The following is a 17,807-nucleotide window of genomic DNA, read 5'->3' on the forward strand; positions in this document are numbered from 1 at the left end:
GTGATTTGGTGAATGACCAAAAGCCCGACGGGTGATAACATTCATATATCTTCTATTGTAACTGGGAAAATCGCTTGTTGACCACCTGTCAATTGATTTACTTTAGCAAAAATAAGTAAAAAGTGATGTTCTCCTTAGGAAAATGGTTCTCAATGAATAATACAGATCAGGTAAAACAGCTGGAAGAGGCAGTTTCTCTTGCACTGGAGATCGCCTCAAAACAGTGTGACGGTGCAGAAGTTGCAATTAATAAATCAACAGGCATAAGCGTTAGTACACGCTATGGTGAAGTAGAAAATGTTGAATTTAATAGTGATGGTGCCTTAGGGATCACCGTCTATCAGCAACAACGTAAAGGGAGTGCATCTTCTACAGATTTAAGTCCTGATGCGATTAAACGTGCAGTACAAGCGGCGGTAGATATTGCGCGCTACACTTCTGTTGATCCTTATGCAGGGCCTGCTGATAAAGCCCTGTTAGCCTTCGATGCCCCTTTTCTTGATCTCTACCACCCAACAGACATAACAGCAGATAAAGCGATTGAGCTGGCGTCTCGAGCGGAGCAAGCTGCATTAGACAGTGATAGCCGTATCGTCAATACCGAAGGGGGAAGCTTTAATAGTCATAGTGGAACTCGCGTCTTTGGTAACAGCCTTGGTTTATTAAAAAGCTACTCTTCATCTCGTTATTCAATGTCGAGTTGCGTTATCGCTCGTGAGGGTGAGGATATGGAGCGCGATTATGCCTATACCATTAGTCGCCGTTTTGAGGCATTACAATCTCCTGAATGGGTAGGACAAGAGTGTGCACGCCGTACCTTATCTCGTCTAGCTCCCCGTAAATTATCCACCATGAAGGCGCCTGTTCTCTTCTCAGCGGAAGTAGCAACGGGGATCTTCGGTCATTTAGTGGCAGCCATCAGTGGTAGCATGATCTACCGTGAGTCATCTTGTTTGTTAGATAGCTTAGGAAAACAGATTTTCCCTCAATGGTTAAATATTCAAGAGCGTCCACATATTGTGGGAGGATTAGCATCAACGCCTTTTGATAGTGAAGGGGTACGCACATCAGATGCAGATATTATTAAAGATGGGGTACTGCAAGAGTGGCTCCTTACTAGCTATTCCGCAAGAAAATTAGGGTTAAAAAGCAATGGACATGCGGGGGGCATTCATAACTGGCGTATCCCAGGGCAAGGTCTCTCCTTTGATGAGTTGTTAAAAGAGATGGGCACAGGGCTTGTGGTCACTGAGTTAATGGGACAAGGGGTTAGCACGGTGACAGGGGATTATTCCCGTGGTGCGAGCGGTTTCTGGGTCGAAAATGGTGAAATTCAGTATCCAGTGAGTGAAGTGACTATTGCCGGTAACTTGAAAGAGATGTGGGCGAATATTGCCACAATAGGTGATGATATTGAAACACGCAGTAATATTCAGTGTGGATCACTACTATTACCAGAAATGAGTATCGCAGGTCAGTAGCACCTTGCCTTTAATCTCAGCCCATAAGTGGGCTGAGATATCGCGCTTACTTGTATTTTATTACGTTAATAAGATAAAAAATAACACGCGAACCTTCAGCATTGCTTAACGGTGTAATTCACCAGCAGCTTCAGGTTGGTAGAGAATTTCTAATACTTTGACCTTAGTTTCAAGGCCATTAGGAAGCTGCCAACTGATCTCATCATTGATAGCTAAACCTAATAGTGCCGCACCCATTGGCGCCATGACTGATAATTCAGTCGCACTATCTTTTAATGAAGCAGGGTAAACTAAAGTACGAATACGCTCTTCATTATTTTTTAAGTCCATAAAACGGACTTTGCTGTTCATGGTGACGATGTTAGCAGGGATATCAGCTGGTGTAACAATGTCAGCACGATCTAACTCTTCATTTAAAGCTTCTGCAATTGGGCTGTCTGCAAAGGCAGGTTGCTCTAGTAATGAATCTAAACGTTCTGCATCAAGTTCATTGATGATAATTGTTGGCTTTGTCATACCACACTCCAATTTGTTCCAATGCAAAACAACACCCCCACGGATTAGGTGGGGGTGTTGTTAAACTCTATGTAAGATAATAGGCGGTTCTGTAGCAAAAAGAAAGAGGCAGTGATCACAGTCTCTTTCTGGGATTTTTGTTAAGAAATGCTAATCTATTGTTTTTAATTAGAATTAATCTTCATCAAACCCTGATTCAAATAATGCAATAATCGCATCAATCGCTTCTTTTTCATCACAGCCACTGGCTTCTATATCGATGTGACTGCCTTGTTCGGAATCTAACATCAACATCGCAATCACACTATCTGCTTGCGCTTCAACGCCCTCATGGTTACGTAACGTCACCGTTGATTGAAATGTATTGACCAAATCAAACAATTTCATGGCAGGCCTTGCATGCATGCCTAAACGGTTTTTTATCGCTACGCGTCGATATTGGGTCATTTGCGCTTTTCAAGTGTTCTATGGCGTGATTGTACGTTTTTCCCTCTAGAGCGGAAATAGTCAGCCAGTTGTTCAGCCACGTAAACAGAACGATGTTTGCCGCCAGTACAACCAATAGCAACAGTTAGGTAACTACGATTATTCGTCTCTAACATCGGTAGCCAAAGTTCTAGATAACTTCTTGTTTGATAAATAAAGTTATGCACTTCGGTATGGCGATCGAGGAAGGCTGCGACTGGACGATCTAACCCCGTCATTGGGCGTAATTTGGGATCCCAGTGGGGATTAGGTAAAAATCGTACATCAAAGACATAATCAGCATCGATAGGAATACCATGTTTAAAACCGAAAGACTCAAATACCATGGTCAATTCGCGTTCACGTTTACCGAGTAAGCGTGTACGTAGCATTTCGGCTAATTCATGCACGGACATCTCTGAGGTATCAATAATCAGATCAGCCCGTGATCGTAAAGGTTCGAGCAGATCACTCTCTGTATCAATCGCCATTTCTAGCGAGAGGTTTTTCGTTGAAAGAGGGTGTAGGCGTCGAGTATCACTATAACGGCGGATCAGCGTATTTCTATCAGCATCTAAAAATAACAGTTGTGGAGAATATTCCGCGGGTAAACTTTCCAGCGCCTTTTCGAAAATCTCCGGTGATTCTGGCATATTACGTACGTCAATACTGACTGCGGCAGCGGCAGCATCACGCTCAGCCAGTGTTTTCGCAAGCTCCGGTAACAGATCGACAGGTAAGTTATCAACGCAATAAAATCCCATGTCCTCAAGCGCACGCAAAGCGACTGACTTACCTGAACCAGAGCGTCCGCTGACTATCATCAGCACCATGAGGTAGCTCCCCTTAATTTCCCAGTGATGAATATCATTCCACTGTATGCTATTCGCGTCCTGATAAACCCAAACCCATTAGGTTTATTCTGTGATAATCTGATAAAGCTCTTCATCACTTTGTGCGGAGCGTAGTCGGCGACATAAATTTTTGTCAGCCAACTGTTTTGCAATCAAAGACAGTGTGTGTAAATGTTCCTTACATTGTGTTGCAGGAACGAGTAATGCAAACAACAAATCGACAGGTTGATTATCAATAGCGTCGAAGGCAATAGGCTCGCTTAGGTGAAGAAACACACCAACAACTTTTTCAGTTTCATCACTTTCAATACGCCCATGAGGGATAGCCAATCCACCCCCAATCCCTGTTGTACCGACTTTTTCACGTGTTAATAAAGCCTCAAAAATCAGTGTTTCTGGTAAATTCAGTGCTTGAGCTGCATTCTCACTGATAATTTCTAACGCGCGTTTTTTACTTGTGCAATGCACATTGTTATGTGTACATGCCAGAGTAAGTACGTCGCTAATATTCATCTTTGTATCGTTGTTCATTGTCTTATTCACTTAGACCAGCAAACCAGATGCCACAGAGTGACATCTGGTTTTTGTTAGCGGATTATTTAGGCGCTGTTTTTAATTGAACAAACGCGACATCAATAACACCCTAACATCGCCGATTGTATTCCCATTTTACAATGGGAAATGAATTAATGTTGTCTCAGTTTATCTTTGTGTTTGGTTAATTGACGAGCCAGTTTATCCATTAATCCATCAATTGCTGCGTACATATCTTCTGCTTCCGCAGAGGCATGTAATTCACCGCCATTTACTTGAATCGTCGCTTCCGCAATTTTAGTCACTTTTTCGACTTTGAGGATAACTTGGACGTTATTAATTTTGTCAAAGAACTGAGGTAATTTAGCGCTTTTTGCTTTGACGGTATCACGCAGAGCATCAGTTAATTCAATATTATGACCAGTGATTTGAAGTTCCATAGTGTCTTCCTTCTCAATTATGCTCAAACCAACTCTTTACGTTGATTTGAAGGCGGGATGGATAATGACTCTCTATATTTCGCAACAGTTCGTCGAGCAACCTGTATACCAAGCTCGGCGAGCATATTTGCCAGTTTACTATCACTTAGTGGTTTCGCTGGGTTTTCTGCTGCGATTAGTTTCTTCACTAAAGCCCGAATTGCTGTTGAAGAGGCTTCACCTCCGTTATCAGTATTTACGTGGCTTGAGAAAAAATACTTCAATTCGAAAATTCCCCGAGGACAATGCAAATATTTTTGCGTTGTAACGCGAGAAATGGTGGACTCGTGCATCTCAACCTGTTCTGCAATATCGGCCAAAACAAGGGGTTTCATATGCTCTTCACCGAATTCGAAAAACGCCTGCTGTGTGTCAACAATGCAATGAGCGACTTTTAATAATGTCTCATTACGGCTTTCTAAGCTTTTTATCAGCCATTTAGCCTCTTGTAAATTGTCACGAATAAATTTCCCATCGCTTTCGTTTTGAGCTGATTGCCCAAGCGCTGCATAAGTCTCATTTATGCGTAGGCGGGGAATGCTATCCGTATTTAACTCAACTTGCCAGTGTTCTCCTGATTTTTTTACCAGTACATCAGGAATAACATACTGTGATTCCTCTGTATCAATACTTAAACCCGGTTTTGGATCAAGAGATTGAATGGTCTCAATTACTACTTTTAATGTCTCTTCACGTAGCTTAGTGTGACGCATTAATTGGCGAAAATCACGATTACCTAATAACGCTAAATAGTGCTCAATAACAAGTTGAGTCTCTTTCAAATAAGGTGTATTAGTTGGAAATGTCGACAATTGAATTAACAGACACTCTTTTAAGTCTCTGGCTGCGACACCTACGGGATCAAAGCGTTGAATACGCTTTAATACCGCTTCAATCTCATCAAGCTCTAACTCATCATCACCCATTCCGGCAAGAATGTCATCTGTTGAAACTGTTAAATATCCTGTTTCATCGACAGCATCAATAATGCTTGTCGCGATAGCACGATCAGTATCAGTAAAAGGTGTTAGGTCAGCTTGCCAAGTTAGGTAATCTTGCAGTGAAGCCGTGGTTTCACCTTGATAGAGTGGTAATTCATCAGCCGCATAATCATTACTGGTGCCTGAAGGGGTGCCTGCGGTGTAAATTTCTTCCCATTGGGTATCGAGAGGAAGATCGTCAGGCATCTCCTTTTGCTCTAGTGCATCTAGGGTATCTAACACCTCATTATCACGCTCATTGTCTGGTGTACTATCATCACTCTCTTGTGTTGATGAGCTATCAGAATGCGTTACATCCGCTTGATCGTCTTCTTGTTCGAGCAATGGGTTAGATTCAAGGGCTTGTTGAATTTCTTGTTGTAATTCAAGCGTAGAAAGTTGCAACAAACGAATAGCCTGTTGGAGCTGTGGCGTCATGGCCAATTGCTGACTAAGACGAAGTTGCAGACTTTGTTTCATAGTGATGCGATGGATCCTCTTATGTTGTCATCCGTGACGAAATAAAAGTGTCACTCAGATCACAGGCGGAAGCCTTCACCTAAGTAAACACGTTTAACTTGCTCATTTGCCAAAATTTCTTCTGGTGAACCATGGGCAATAAGGTGTCCTTGACTGACGATATAAGCACGTTCACACACATCTAAGGTTTCGCGTACATTATGGTCGGTAATTAATACGCCCAAGCCATAATCGCGTAGATGTTGGATAATTTTCTTAATATCTAAAACGGAAATAGGGTCAACACCGGCAAAAGGCTCATCCAATAAAATAAATTTAGGATTTGCCGCTAGCGCCCGTGCTATCTCTACACGACGGCGTTCACCCCCTGATAAAGATTGCCCTAAACTATTACGTAAGTGACTGACATTAAACTCTTCAAGTAGCTCTTCTGCACGATCTTTTCGTTGTTCGGCCGTTAAATCATGGCGTATTTCTAAAATTCCCATGATATTGTCATAAACGCTTAAGCGTCTAAAAATAGAGGCTTCTTGTGGCAAATAACCAATACCCTTACGCGCACGCTCATGTAACGGGAGTAAGGTAATATCTTCATCGTCGATAGTAATGCTACCCGCATCACGGGCGACAATACCTACCACCATATAAAAGGTGGTGGTTTTTCCCGCACCGTTAGGACCAAGTAAGCCAACAATCTCACCGGAGTTAACATTGAGGCTCACATCACCGACAACGGTGCGCCCTTTGTATGCTTTTGCTAAATTTTCAGCTTTTAACAGCGCCATAAAGTGTTACTTACCTTTGTTGTTAACACCGGGACCTTTCTCTTGTAACTGAGAAGGGAGTAAAACGGTGGTGACTTGTTTTCCCTTACCGCTAAATGCTTCCATTTGTTGTGTCGGTACGAGATAAGTGATTTTATCACCGGTGATATTACTGTCTAATTGTTCAAGATAAGCTTTACCTGTTAAGGTCACCAGCTCTTTGTCCATCTCATAGGTCATTTTATCACCACGACCTTTGATTGGTTTACCATCATCTTGTAACTGATAGAATGTCACAGGGTTACCAAAAGCTTCAATCACGATTTTTTTAGAATCGCCACCAGGACGTGTAACCACTACTTTATCAGCTCTTATATCAATAGAGCCTTGTTTTACCACAACATTTTGTGTGAAAGTGGTAATGTTTTTTTCTAAATTAAGTGACTGTTTCTCGGAATTAACAACAATAGGTTGTTGTGTATCATCTTTAAGTGCCATAACTGGGACACTTATTGAGAATAACGTACTGATAATTAGTGTATTACGGATTTTTCGATTCATTAGGGATCTCATAATAGGTGTTCACCTGTTCAATCAGCTCTGCACGTTTTTCACGCAGATTGCCTCGCATTTTTAAGCCGACTGATTTCAGTCCGACGCCGATAATAGTCACTTCATCATCAGAGGAAACATCTTGTGTATCCAGATCTGCGATAGCATTTTCTGTGCTGATCCGCTGAAGTTGGGAGTCATCAGTTAAACTATCAATTTGAACGTCGCCATAAAGATAGAGCATTTTACTGTTTGTCAGTTTGGCTTTATTTGCACGCACTGTCCATGTTGCATCTCCTGTCGGCGAATAAGTCGTTAAGACAGGATTAGTAAACCATGTAAACTTTTGCTGAGCATAGTTTTTGACATCATCAGCAACTAGTTTATATCCCAGTATACCTGTTGGTTCATAAACAAAGGATATTGATGATTTAGATTGGTAGGTGGGTTGACCATCTTCAACAATCTTTCCATCATCAAGCTCAGTATTGTTAGTATAGTTCCAGCCAATTAGCCCAAGAGCAATAATGGCTAAAATCAGGGTAAACCAGGATTTTAATTTATTCATTCTGTGTCGTTATACGTTTAAATCGATAAACCTTTAGCTTCTTCAAGTCGACCTTGGGCTAATAGGATCAAATCACATAATTCTCGTACTGCACCGCGTCCACCTAAAATATGGGTAACATAGTCGGCACGAGGTGTGAGTAATGGATGGGCATCAGCAACGGCAACTGACAGTCCTACTTTTTCCATTACCGGTAAATCAATCAGATCATCGCCAATATAGGCTGTCTGTTCTGGTTTAAGGTTTAGTGTATCTAACAGTTGTTGATACGCCAAAAGCTTATTATGCTGTCCTTGGTAAAGATATGTAATGCCAAGTGTTTTGGCTCTATCTTCTAAAAGCTTAGATTGACGACCCGTAATGATAGCGACCTCAATACCCGATGTAAGTAAACAACGAATGCCATAGCCATCACGGACATTAAACGCTTTCAACTCTTCACCGTTATTGCCCATATAAATAAGTCCGTCAGACATCACACCATCAACATCGCAAATCAGCAATTGGACTTTTTCTGCTTTTTGCATTATTTGCTTGCTTACTGCACCGTAGCAGGTCTCTATCATTGTATTCATCTTTATCCTTATGAACGCATAACAAGCTTAAACAACCCCAGCTTGCAATAAATCGTGCATATGTAAAACACCTAATAAAATATCACTATCTGGTTCAGTGACTAACAGTGAAGTGATATGTTTTGCTTGCATTAAATTAAGCGCTTCTACCGCTAAGCTATCTGGGGAAATGCGAATTCCGCCTTTCGTCATTACATCTGATATTTTGGCATTATTAAGATCAATACCTAAATCAAAGATACGACGCAAATCACCATCAGTAAAAATACCGTTAATCAACATATTATCATCACAGATAACGGTCATACCTAATTTTTTACGGGTGATCTCTACCAGTGCTTCGCGTAATGTCGCTTCTTTGCTGACGCGTGGAATATCATCCTCTTTATTCATTAAATCACTGACATGAAGCAATAATTTGCGCCCCAATGCACCACCGGGATGCGATAGTGCAAAGTCTTCCGCCGTAAAACCTCGAGCGCGCAATAAAGCGATAGCTAAGGCATCTCCCATCACCAGTGTTGCCGTCGTGCTGGTGGTAGGGGCTAAACCTAACGGACAAGCTTCTTTAGGGACTTTTATACAAAGATGAATATCAGCAGCTTTCCCCATTGTACTTTGAGGTGAGCGTGTCATACAAATTAAAAGGATCTGTTTACGCTTGAGGACAGGGATAAGGGCGAGAATTTCACTGGCTTCACCTGAATTTGAAATTGCCAGCACAATGTCTTTTTCTGTCACCATACCTAAATCGCCATGACTGGCTTCACCGGGGTGAACAAAAAAAGAAGGGGTGCCGGTACTGGCAAAGGTGGCGGCAATTTTATGCCCAATATGACCTGATTTTCCCATGCCCATAACAATCACTCTTCCCTGACAGTGAAAGATTTTTTCACAGGCAAGAGAAAAATCGTCATTGATATATTGTGCTAACTCAGCTAATCCTTCTTGTTCAATTTGAAGAACCTTTTTACCTGCTTGCTGAAAATCAAATCCGGTCATTTTTTTGTACCATTTATTTTAGGTTAAGAGAGAATGTGCAACGCACAACACCGTAATATAAACAATAAAACAAACTAATAAGAAAATCCCCTTTCCACGGTTTAGCCGCTGTTTGCGCCCCAATGAAAAGAGTGAGAAAAGTAGGCCCGCGACCACCAGCACAGTAAAACTAAAATAGAATGCTTGCATATTAAATGTGCTAGGAGAGAGTAATGCGGGCATGCCTAGCACAAAGGTGAGATTAAAAATATTAGCGCCAATAATATTGCCTAGAGCCAGTTCATTTTCACGTCTTAAGGCTGCCACAACGGTCGTTGCTAATTCAGGTAAACTGGTGCCAATAGATAGCAAGGTTAGTCCAACTAAAAAACCGCTGAGATGATACTGTTGCATGATGATAAAAACATTATCAATGATCATTCTTGTTGCAACAGGGATTATCAGTAATGCAATTACCACCCAAAATAGGGCAACAGAATTACGTGGATTAGTTTGTAATTCAAAACGTGAAAGTGTCTCTAGCGGTAACACATGGCGCACTTGTGTTAGGGTTTTATGGAGCATTTTTATCATTAGAAAAAGAGAGGCGAAGCCGATGAAAAAAAGTAAACAGCCTTCTCTCAACCCTAGATGACCATTAGAAACCACCAGTCCTGCTAATAAGATGACTATAATCATCAAAGGAAGTTCTTTTTTTAGTACCGCAGATTGGATATTCATGGGATAAATCATCGCTCCAATCCCAGCAATCAGTAGCAGATTCGTTAATGAAGATCCTATTGCTGTACCTATCGCTATCTCGGGTAAATTGTGGATGGCCGCGTCGGTTGCAACAAAAAGCTCCGGCAATGAAGTACCCATTCCCACAATAACAATACCGATAACGGCAGGAGGGAGCTTTAATGATTGAGCAAACACACTTGCACCATACACCAGTCGGTCTGATGCATAGACTAATAACATCAACCCAACAATGAGAAGAGACAAAGTAATCAACATGCCATCAGTTTTCCAACAATGAGTGAAAAATAAAGAAAAAACCAATAAGACAGGGCTGATAAAAAACATTATTGTCAAAAGGTTTTGCTAATTCACCATATTTTGACTAGCCAAGCACGAAAAGTAAAATCAACCGTGCAATAAATTGCTAAATAGTGGTGATTTCTTTGTAACATTGACAATGACCTGCCAAAATAGCGTATAAATTTTGTTTATGCAGACAGGCTTAAGGACGTTTTATTCATGAACGCACAACCAGACAATTTAATTGAAGTGCGCAATATGAACTTTACTCGCGGTAGCAGAAAGATTTTTTCGCAAATCAATCTGGATGTGCCTAGAGGAAAAGTGACTGCAATAATGGGGCCTTCAGGGATAGGTAAAACCACCTTATTACGCTTGATGGGGGGACAAATTCTGCCTGATAGTGGTGATATTTGGTTTGATGGTGACAATATTCCTAAGTTATCACGCTCTGCTTTATATCAGTCAAGAAAAAAAATGAGTATGCTTTTTCAATCAGGCGCCCTTTTTACTGATATGAATGTATTTGAAAATGTCGCCTTCCCATTAAGAGAGCATACTAATTTACCCGAGGCGTTAATTCACACTACCGTGATGATGAAGTTAGAAGCGGTAGGGTTAAGAGGGGCTGCTAATTTAATGCCATCTGAATTATCGGGGGGAATGGCGCGCAGAGCCGCTTTAGCAAGAGCGATAGCCCTTGATCCAGATTTAATCATGTTTGACGAGCCATTCGTTGGACAAGATCCCATTACCATGGGGGTATTAGTAAAACTGATTGATGAATTAAACCATGCATTAGGGGTCACTTGTGTGGTGGTGTCTCATGATGTCCCTGAAGTACTGAGTATTGCCGATTATGCATATATTATTGCAGAACAGAAAATCATTGCTCAGGGAAGTGCAAAAGAGCTACAGGAAAATCCAGACAGACAAGTAAGACAGTTTTTAGATGGTATTGCTGATGGACCTGTACCTTTCCGTTTTCCTGCGGGGAACTATCAGGATGATCTATTAGGACGAGGTAATTAGTACGTGGTTAATTTACTAGCGCGGTTAGGCGCGCGATCACTGTCGATTTTTGCGACTTTTGGTAGAGCCGGCATCATGCTATTTCGAGCATTGATCGGTAAGCCTGAGTTTCGTAAGCAGTGGCCATTATTAATGAAGCAACTGTACAGTGTTGGTGTTCAGTCGCTACTGATCATTATGGTTTCTGGACTTTTTATTGGCATGGTTCTTGGTTTACAGGGCTATCTAGTACTGACGACATTTAGTGCGGAAGCGAGCCTAGGTATGATGGTAGCGCTTTCTTTGTTACGAGAGTTAGGCCCTGTGGTGACGGCACTATTATTTGCTGGACGTGCAGGCTCTGCACTGACCGCAGAAATAGGTTTAATGAAAGCAACAGAGCAGATATCCAGTTTAGAAATGATGGCTGTCGATCCTCTTAGACGTGTGGTTGCGCCACGTTTTTGGGCCGGGTTTATTAGTATGCCATTACTTTCACTGATCTTTGTTGCGGTGGGGATCTGGGGTGGTGCTATTGTCGGCGTGGATTGGAAAGGCATTGATGAAGGCTTTTTCTGGGCATCAATGCAAGGTGCGGTTGAGTGGCAAAAAGACTTAGTGAACTGTTTTATTAAGAGTGTCGTGTTTGCCATTACCGTGACTTGGATAGCGCTGTTTAACGGATATGACGCAATCCCAACATCGGAAGGGATTAGCAGAGCAACAACGCGTACCGTTGTTCATTCATCGTTAGCCGTATTAGGTTTAGATTTTGTGCTAACTGCACTGATGTTTGGGAATTAAGTCATGCAAAGTAAAAAAATTGAAGTTTGGGTTGGTTTATTTGTTGTTATTGCACTGATAGCGGTTGTCTTTTTAAGCTTAAAAGTGGCTGATATTAAAGAGGTGGGTAATCAACCTACTTATCGTGTCTACGCAAGTTTTGGTAATATTGGTGGTTTAAAAGAGCGTTCACCGGTTAAAATCGGTGGGGTGGTTATTGGTCGCGTTGCCTCTATTACCTTAAAAGAAGAGATGGAAGGTAACTATCGTCCTGAAGTTGCTCTCGATATTTTAAACATTTATGACCATATTCCTGACAGCAGTTCTCTTTCTATTCGCACATCAGGTTTATTAGGTGAACAGTTTTTGGCCTTAAATCTCGGCTTTTATGATGAAGATTTAGGTTCTGATTTTCTAAAGGATGGTGGCAGAATTACCAATACCCATTCAGCCATGGTGCTTGAAGATTTGATTGGTCAGTTCCTTTATAAAACCGGTGACGGAGATGGAAAAACAACCTCTGACTCAAAAACGCAAACCGAACAACCAGCATTACCTTAATGATCATTCGCTTACGGTGTGGTTTATTTAGTGCACCGTATTTACTGAAATATAATCCCAAGAGGAAGCGAGTATGTTTAAACGCTTATTAATGGTCGCATTATTGGTGATAACACCTTTTGCGATGGCGGTCGATAAAACCAATCCTTATGCTTTGATGGAAGATGCCGCGCAAAAAACCTTTGATAAATTAAAAACTGAGCAACCAGAAATCCGTAAAAATCCAGAACTGTTACGTGAGATTGTTCAACAAGAGTTGTTACCTTATGTACATATCAAATATGCTGGAGCATTAGTGTTAGGGCCTTATTATCGTAATGCAACGCCGGCTCAGCGTGATGCTTACTTTGCCGCTTTTAAAGATTATCTTGCACAAGTATATGGTCAAGCATTAGCAATGTATGAAGGGCAAGAATATCGCATAGAACCTGCCAAACCTTTTGCGGATAAATCAAACCTGACTATTCGTGTCACTATTATTGATAAAAATGGTCGACCACCAGTACGCCTTGATTTTCAATGGCGCAAGAACAGTAAAACGGGTGAATGGCAAGCCTATGATATGATTGCCGAAGGCGTTAGCATGATCACCACCAAACAAAATGAGTGGTCTGATATTTTAAGTGCGAAAGGGGTTGATGGTTTAACTAAGCAATTAGAAATTAGTGCCAAAACACCGATTACATTAGATGAGAAAAAATAGTATGTCAGCTTCGTTAAATTGGCAAAAAGAGGGTGAAATACTCTCTTTCCAAGGAACGCTAGATAGAGAAACGTTATTGCCAGTTTGGCAACAACGTAAAGCGTTATTAGCTGATATTAATATCATCGATATTTCTCAACTTGATCATATTGACTCAACCGGATTAGCACTTTTTGTCCATCTAAAGGCCGAAATGGAAGCACTTGATCGTCAATGTGTTATTCAAGGTGTTAGTGAGCGCTTTCAAACGCTAATCACACTCTATGATCTTGATGAAATTATGAATATTGCTTAATGCTTTTCCCGATAAAGCAATAAAAAAATCCCCCTTATTGATACTTTTATCATTAAGGGGGTTTTTCATGGTTTAAGAGTAGGCCGGATTCTATTAGGATAGGCAACTGATTATTATTTTAACGTTGAGATTGAGCAATTATGGATACAAATGAAATCAAACAAGTATTAATGGATACCCTATCTTTAGATGAAGTCATTGTTAATGGTGATGGCAGTCATTTTCAGGTTGTGGTTGTTGGCGCGATGTTTGAAGGAATGAGCAGAGTGAAACAACAACAAACCATTTATGCCCCTTTGATGGAATATATCGCAGATAATCGTATTCACGCTTTATCTATTAAAGCCTACACACCTGAAGAGTGGAAAAGGGATCGTAAACTCAGCGGGCTTTAATTCAGTAGGTATACAGCGTACAGCAAAATAAAAAAGAGAGTTCTACAGATGGATAAATTTAGAGTACAAGGGCCTACCTGCTTATCCGGTGAGGTCACTATTTCAGGCGCAAAAAATGCTGCACTACCAATTCTGTTCGCTGCTATCCTTGCCGAAGAGCCAGTAGAATTAACCAATGTTCCTAAGCTAAAAGATATTGATACCACCATTAAGTTACTTAATCGTTTAGGTACTAAAGTCGAACGCAACGGCTCTGTTTTTGTTGATGCTCGTCATATCAACGAATTTTGTGCCCCCTATGAATTAGTTAAAACGATGCGTGCCTCTATTTGGGCATTAGGGCCATTAGTTGCACGTTTCGGACGTGGTCAGGTTTCTTTGCCGGGTGGTTGTGCGATTGGTGCGCGCCCAGTTGATCTGCATATTACAGGTTTAGAGCAGCTTGGTGCGGAAATTACGCTGGATGAAGGTTATGTGAAAGCGCGTGTTGATGGTCGCTTAAAAGGGGCACATATTGTAATGGATAAAGTGAGCGTAGGTGCCACTATTACCATTATGACTGCCGCTGTTTTAGCAGAAGGTAAAACCATTATTGAAAACGCGGCGAGAGAGCCAGAAATTGAAGATACCGCGAATTTTCTTAATACCTTAGGCGCAAAAATCAGTGGTGCAGGCACCGATAGCATTACTATTGAAGGGGTCGAACGCCTTGGTGGGGGAACCTATCAAATTTTACCAGACCGTATTGAAACGGGGACATTCTTAGTCGCGGCGGCGGTTTCTCGTGGTCGTGTTGTTTGTCGCAATGCTAAGCCAGATACGCTTGATGCGGTATTAGCTAAATTACGTGAAGCGGGTGCTGATATTGAAACGGGCGAAGACTGGATAAGCCTTGATATGCATGGTAAACGTCCTAAAGCGGTGACTCTGCGTACGGCACCACATCCTGGTTTCCCAACCGATATGCAAGCTCAGTTTAGTCTTTTAAATCTTGTGGCTGATGGAGCAGGAATGATCACTGAAACGATTTTTGAAAATCGTTTTATGCATATTCCTGAACTTATCCGTATGGGGGCTCATGCTGAAATCGAAAGCAATACTGTACTTTGTCATGGTGTTGATAAGCTTTCAGGCGCTCAAGTGATGGCTACCGATTTACGTGCTTCTGCCAGCTTAGTATTAGCCGGTTGCATTGCGGAAGGTACGACGATTGTTGATCGTATCTATCATATCGACCGTGGCTATGAAAATATTGAAGCCAAATTACAGGGTTTAGGGGCTAAAATCGAACGTCTACATTCTAATGACTAATTAAGTTTAGTTACCCTGTTATCGTGATTAAAAACCATAGCACTTTATTGGTGCTATGGTTTTTTTGTATTTCTTCTGTTTAATAATGCAACAGAATAAGATAATTCATAAGGTAATTCTTTGATAGCAAGATACAGTAAAGAAAGTCAGCCTGTGTTAGATAACTCTTTATTAACCGCTTATCAATAAAAAAGGAAAAAACGCTATGCAGGTCACAAGGAAACAAGAGCGTGTTATTCGTCAAGCACTTGATCATTGGCAACAATCTGGTGAGCTATCAGCACAACAGCATCAACAACTAGAAAGTACATTACAACGCCTTCCCTTTGATTGGAAAAGATTGAGTCGCTATGCTTTTTGGATAGCTATTGCCTGCTTAATTATTGCTGCCGTTAACCTTTTTAGTGATACCGCGTTAATTCATTATCTTATCGAATTATTTAGTATTTCTGAGATTATGCGTGTGGTATTTCCTGCACTTATTGCTGGTATGTTTTATTTTTGGGGCTTTAAACGCCAACGCAAAGAAATACTATGGCATTACAGTACTGAGTTTATTCTCTTTTTAGGGATATTATTTACGGCGGTTTTTCTTTGGCAACTCGGTGAGTTGTTAGATGATGGTAGTGGTAATATTGCGCCACTTCTTTTAATGGGTTGCATTATTTATGCTGTGATTGGCTTTATCAGTCGCTCTTCATTAGTGTGGTTATTTTTCTTATTAATGTTGGGCAATTGGTTTGGTGCAAAAACGGGTTATATGTCCGGTTGGGGCGCTTATTGGCTAGGCATGAATTATCCTATTCGTTTTGTGTTATTTGGCTCTGTATTATTAGCTGGATGCTATTTTTTGCAAAATATTTTAATGCGCCGTCGCTTATTTTTTATGACAAAGATAATGGGACTGTCTTATCTCTTTATTGCGTTGTGGATCATGTCTATTTTTGGTAATTACGATCCGGATACGTGGTATTACATTTCAAGTGTGCAGTTATTACCTTGGGCTTTATTATTTGCTGTTGTTGCTGTCATTTGTATTTATATCAGTTTAAAAACCGATGATGGCATGTTGAGAGGCTTTGGACTAACATTCCTTGGTATCAATCTTTATACCCGCTTTTTTGAATATTTCTGGAATAGCTTACATAGTGCAATTTTCTTTTTTATTTTGGCTATTTCACTGATTTTTATTGGACGTAAAGCAGAAAAAATTTGGCATGCCATTGAAAATAGCCGCATGGTAAATAAGCAATAATGTTGTGAATAACAAGGTAACTCGTGAAAGTTAGCTATGGCTATGACTCTGGCTGATATTCTGAAATTGTGACATCAACATTTATTTCATTACCATCACGTAATAAGGTTACCGGTAAAACGGTACCAGGACGTGTTTCTGCAATATAGTCCATCATCTCCATAGCTGATTTAGCCGGAGCATGGTCGATACTTAAAATAATATCGCCAATTTTCATTCCCGCTTTATCAGCAGGACTATTGGGCGTAATGCGGAAGATACGTAATCCTTGGATCTGTTTAATATCGGTATTTGAAGAGCGAATTTTAGGTAGCTCTTTCGCGGTAATACCAATAAAACCACGAATAACTCGCCCATCACGGATAAGCTTATTCATAATTTTTACGGCTAATTGTGTTGGAATAGCAAAGCCAAGTCCTTCCGCACTGGGGCGATAGCCATTGTAGGTGCCTGAATCAAAGGTCATGGTATTAATACCCACTAACTCACCTTCAGTATTAATCAGTGCCCCCCCTGAATTTCCTTCATTAATTGACGCATCGGTTTGAAGGAAGTTTTGGTAACGTGTTGGGCTTAAGCCGACACGTCCTGTGGCACTAATAATACCTTGTGTGATCGTTTGCCCAATATTAAATGGGTTACCAATGGCTAAAACGACGTCACCCACATGAGAAATACGCTTACTATTGATGGGGATGGTGGGTAATTTTTCTGCATCAACTTTTAACACTGCAAGATCGGTTAAGGGATCTGAGCCAATCAATAACCCTTCGTAGAGATCACCATTTTGCAAAGCCACAATAATTTGATCTGCATTATTAATAACGTGCTGATTGGTAAGAATATAGCCCCGCGGATCCATAATCACCCCCGCACCTAGCGAGGTAAGCTCGCGCCCTTCTTGAGAAAAGCTTCCCATTGTGCTGCTGTAGACATTAACTACCGCAGGTGCCGCACGGCGCACGGCTTTGTTATAGCTAAATGGGGCATTAAGAAAATCACCATTAATCAGGTGTTCAATAAAGATAGGGCGGATAGAAGGTACCGCAACCAAAAGAATGGCAGCTGTTAAAACACCAATCAAGGTAGATCGCAGTAGCTTGCTTAACATAAAAATCCTGTATTTATGTTTGAATAAGAGGATAGCGTCGTAAGTGTCATGAGAATAGCACAGTTTCGCTTTTGAAAGGATATGTCAGCGTAGAAAATCGTTTTTTAGT

The 17,807-nt window shown here is 41.0% G+C and carries 22 protein-coding genes; 9 read left to right on the plus strand and 13 right to left on the minus strand.

Annotation, left to right across the window (positions count from 1 at the left end; all coding sequences use genetic code 11):
• Positions 1–152: 152 nt before the first annotated feature.
• Positions 153–1,481 carry a metalloprotease PmbA gene (gene pmbA / locus HMPREF3129_RS14270; RefSeq protein WP_004252702.1) on the plus strand — a complete coding sequence of 443 codons (1,329 nt, stop codon included), beginning with the start codon at positions 153–155 and terminating at the stop codon, positions 1,479–1,481.
• A 105-nt stretch (positions 1,482–1,586) separates the two neighbouring features.
• Here the strand turns inward: pmbA and rnk are convergent, their stop codons facing one another.
• The 12 genes from rnk to HMPREF3129_RS14330 form a co-directional block, all read right to left on the minus strand.
• On the minus strand, positions 1,587–1,997 hold the full coding sequence (gene rnk, locus HMPREF3129_RS14275; RefSeq protein ID WP_004245312.1) for a nucleoside diphosphate kinase regulator: 411 nt from the start codon (positions 1,995–1,997) through the stop codon (positions 1,587–1,589).
• A gap of 174 nt (positions 1,998–2,171) precedes the next feature.
• Complete coding sequence (npr, locus tag HMPREF3129_RS14280; protein ID WP_004245309.1) at positions 2,172–2,444, minus strand: PTS phosphocarrier protein NPr; 273 nt, start codon at positions 2,442–2,444, stop codon at positions 2,172–2,174.
• On the minus strand, positions 2,441–3,295 hold the full coding sequence (gene rapZ, locus HMPREF3129_RS14285; protein WP_004245308.1) for an RNase adapter RapZ: 855 nt from the start codon (positions 3,293–3,295) through the stop codon (positions 2,441–2,443). Before rapZ ends, npr begins: the two co-directional genes overlap by 4 nt.
• Positions 3,296–3,379: 84 nt before the next feature.
• Positions 3,380–3,847, minus strand: a complete 468-nt coding sequence (gene ptsN, locus HMPREF3129_RS14290) for a PTS IIA-like nitrogen regulatory protein PtsN (RefSeq protein WP_004245307.1) — start codon at positions 3,845–3,847, stop codon at positions 3,380–3,382.
• Positions 3,848–4,002: 155 nt separating this feature from the next.
• Positions 4,003–4,290 (minus strand): ribosome hibernation promoting factor, encoded by a 288-nt coding sequence (gene hpf, locus HMPREF3129_RS14295; RefSeq protein WP_004248916.1) that lies wholly within the window; start codon positions 4,288–4,290, stop codon positions 4,003–4,005.
• Between the two features lie 23 nt (positions 4,291–4,313).
• Positions 4,314–5,789 (minus strand): RNA polymerase factor sigma-54, encoded by a 1,476-nt coding sequence (rpoN, locus tag HMPREF3129_RS14300; RefSeq protein ID WP_004248917.1) that lies wholly within the window; start codon positions 5,787–5,789, stop codon positions 4,314–4,316.
• Between the two features lie 59 nt (positions 5,790–5,848).
• Positions 5,849–6,574: an LPS export ABC transporter ATP-binding protein gene (gene lptB, locus HMPREF3129_RS14305; RefSeq protein WP_004245304.1), complete on the minus strand. Its 726-nt coding sequence runs from the start codon at positions 6,572–6,574 to the stop codon at positions 5,849–5,851.
• 6 nt (positions 6,575–6,580) lie between these two features.
• A complete protein-coding gene (lptA, locus tag HMPREF3129_RS14310) occupies positions 6,581–7,114 on the minus strand; it encodes a lipopolysaccharide ABC transporter substrate-binding protein LptA (RefSeq protein WP_004245303.1) in 534 nt (177 codons plus the stop codon).
• Positions 7,095–7,673: an LPS export ABC transporter periplasmic protein LptC gene (lptC, locus tag HMPREF3129_RS14315; protein ID WP_004245302.1), complete on the minus strand. Its 579-nt coding sequence runs from the start codon at positions 7,671–7,673 to the stop codon at positions 7,095–7,097. The genes lptA and lptC overlap by 20 nt, the downstream gene beginning before the upstream one ends.
• A gap of 17 nt (positions 7,674–7,690) precedes the next feature.
• Complete coding sequence (gene kdsC, locus HMPREF3129_RS14320) at positions 7,691–8,248, minus strand: 3-deoxy-manno-octulosonate-8-phosphatase KdsC (RefSeq protein ID WP_004245301.1); 558 nt, start codon at positions 8,246–8,248, stop codon at positions 7,691–7,693.
• 27 nt (positions 8,249–8,275) lie between these two features.
• Positions 8,276–9,250: an arabinose-5-phosphate isomerase KdsD gene (gene kdsD, locus HMPREF3129_RS14325; protein WP_004245300.1), complete on the minus strand. Its 975-nt coding sequence runs from the start codon at positions 9,248–9,250 to the stop codon at positions 8,276–8,278.
• Between the two features lie 18 nt (positions 9,251–9,268).
• Positions 9,269–10,249 (minus strand): calcium/sodium antiporter, encoded by a 981-nt coding sequence (locus HMPREF3129_RS14330; protein WP_004252691.1) that lies wholly within the window; start codon positions 10,247–10,249, stop codon positions 9,269–9,271.
• Positions 10,250–10,492: 243 nt separating this feature from the next.
• Here HMPREF3129_RS14330 and mlaF point away from each other — a divergent pair, with 243 nt between their 5' ends.
• From mlaF to HMPREF3129_RS14370, 8 genes are all read left to right on the plus strand, one after another.
• Positions 10,493–11,305 (plus strand): phospholipid ABC transporter ATP-binding protein MlaF, encoded by an 813-nt coding sequence (gene mlaF / locus HMPREF3129_RS14335; protein ID WP_004245298.1) that lies wholly within the window; start codon positions 10,493–10,495, stop codon positions 11,303–11,305.
• Positions 11,306–11,308: 3 nt separating this feature from the next.
• Positions 11,309–12,088 (plus strand): lipid asymmetry maintenance ABC transporter permease subunit MlaE, encoded by a 780-nt coding sequence (gene mlaE / locus HMPREF3129_RS14340; RefSeq protein ID WP_004248921.1) that lies wholly within the window; start codon positions 11,309–11,311, stop codon positions 12,086–12,088.
• A 3-nt stretch (positions 12,089–12,091) separates the two neighbouring features.
• The gene (gene mlaD, locus HMPREF3129_RS14345; RefSeq protein ID WP_004252690.1) at positions 12,092–12,628 is read left to right on the plus strand and encodes an outer membrane lipid asymmetry maintenance protein MlaD; all 537 of its coding nucleotides are present in this window, start codon (positions 12,092–12,094) and stop codon (positions 12,626–12,628) included.
• A gap of 73 nt (positions 12,629–12,701) precedes the next feature.
• Positions 12,702–13,331, plus strand: coding sequence for a phospholipid-binding protein MlaC (gene mlaC, locus HMPREF3129_RS14350; RefSeq protein WP_004245295.1), 630 nt, complete (start codon positions 12,702–12,704; stop codon positions 13,329–13,331).
• Between the two features lies 1 nt (position 13,332).
• Positions 13,333–13,626 carry a lipid asymmetry maintenance protein MlaB gene (gene mlaB, locus HMPREF3129_RS14355; RefSeq protein ID WP_004248922.1) on the plus strand — a complete coding sequence of 98 codons (294 nt, stop codon included), beginning with the start codon at positions 13,333–13,335 and terminating at the stop codon, positions 13,624–13,626.
• Between the two features lie 140 nt (positions 13,627–13,766).
• Positions 13,767–14,021: a BolA family iron metabolism protein IbaG gene (ibaG, locus tag HMPREF3129_RS14360; protein WP_004245293.1), complete on the plus strand. Its 255-nt coding sequence runs from the start codon at positions 13,767–13,769 to the stop codon at positions 14,019–14,021.
• A 48-nt stretch (positions 14,022–14,069) separates the two neighbouring features.
• Positions 14,070–15,332: a UDP-N-acetylglucosamine 1-carboxyvinyltransferase gene (gene murA / locus HMPREF3129_RS14365; RefSeq protein ID WP_004245292.1), complete on the plus strand. Its 1,263-nt coding sequence runs from the start codon at positions 14,070–14,072 to the stop codon at positions 15,330–15,332.
• 205 nt (positions 15,333–15,537) lie between these two features.
• Positions 15,538–16,587, plus strand: a complete 1,050-nt coding sequence (locus tag HMPREF3129_RS14370; protein ID WP_036919708.1) for a hypothetical protein — start codon at positions 15,538–15,540, stop codon at positions 16,585–16,587.
• 40 nt (positions 16,588–16,627) lie between these two features.
• Here the strand turns inward: HMPREF3129_RS14370 and degS are convergent, their stop codons facing one another.
• Complete coding sequence (gene degS / locus HMPREF3129_RS14375) at positions 16,628–17,698, minus strand: outer membrane-stress sensor serine endopeptidase DegS (RefSeq protein WP_004245290.1); 1,071 nt, start codon at positions 17,696–17,698, stop codon at positions 16,628–16,630.
• Between the last annotated feature and the right edge of the window lie 109 nt (positions 17,699–17,807).

This window comes from Proteus sp. HMSC14B05, assembly GCF_001808035.1.
GTDB lineage: Bacteria > Pseudomonadota > Gammaproteobacteria > Enterobacterales > Enterobacteriaceae > Proteus > Proteus mirabilis.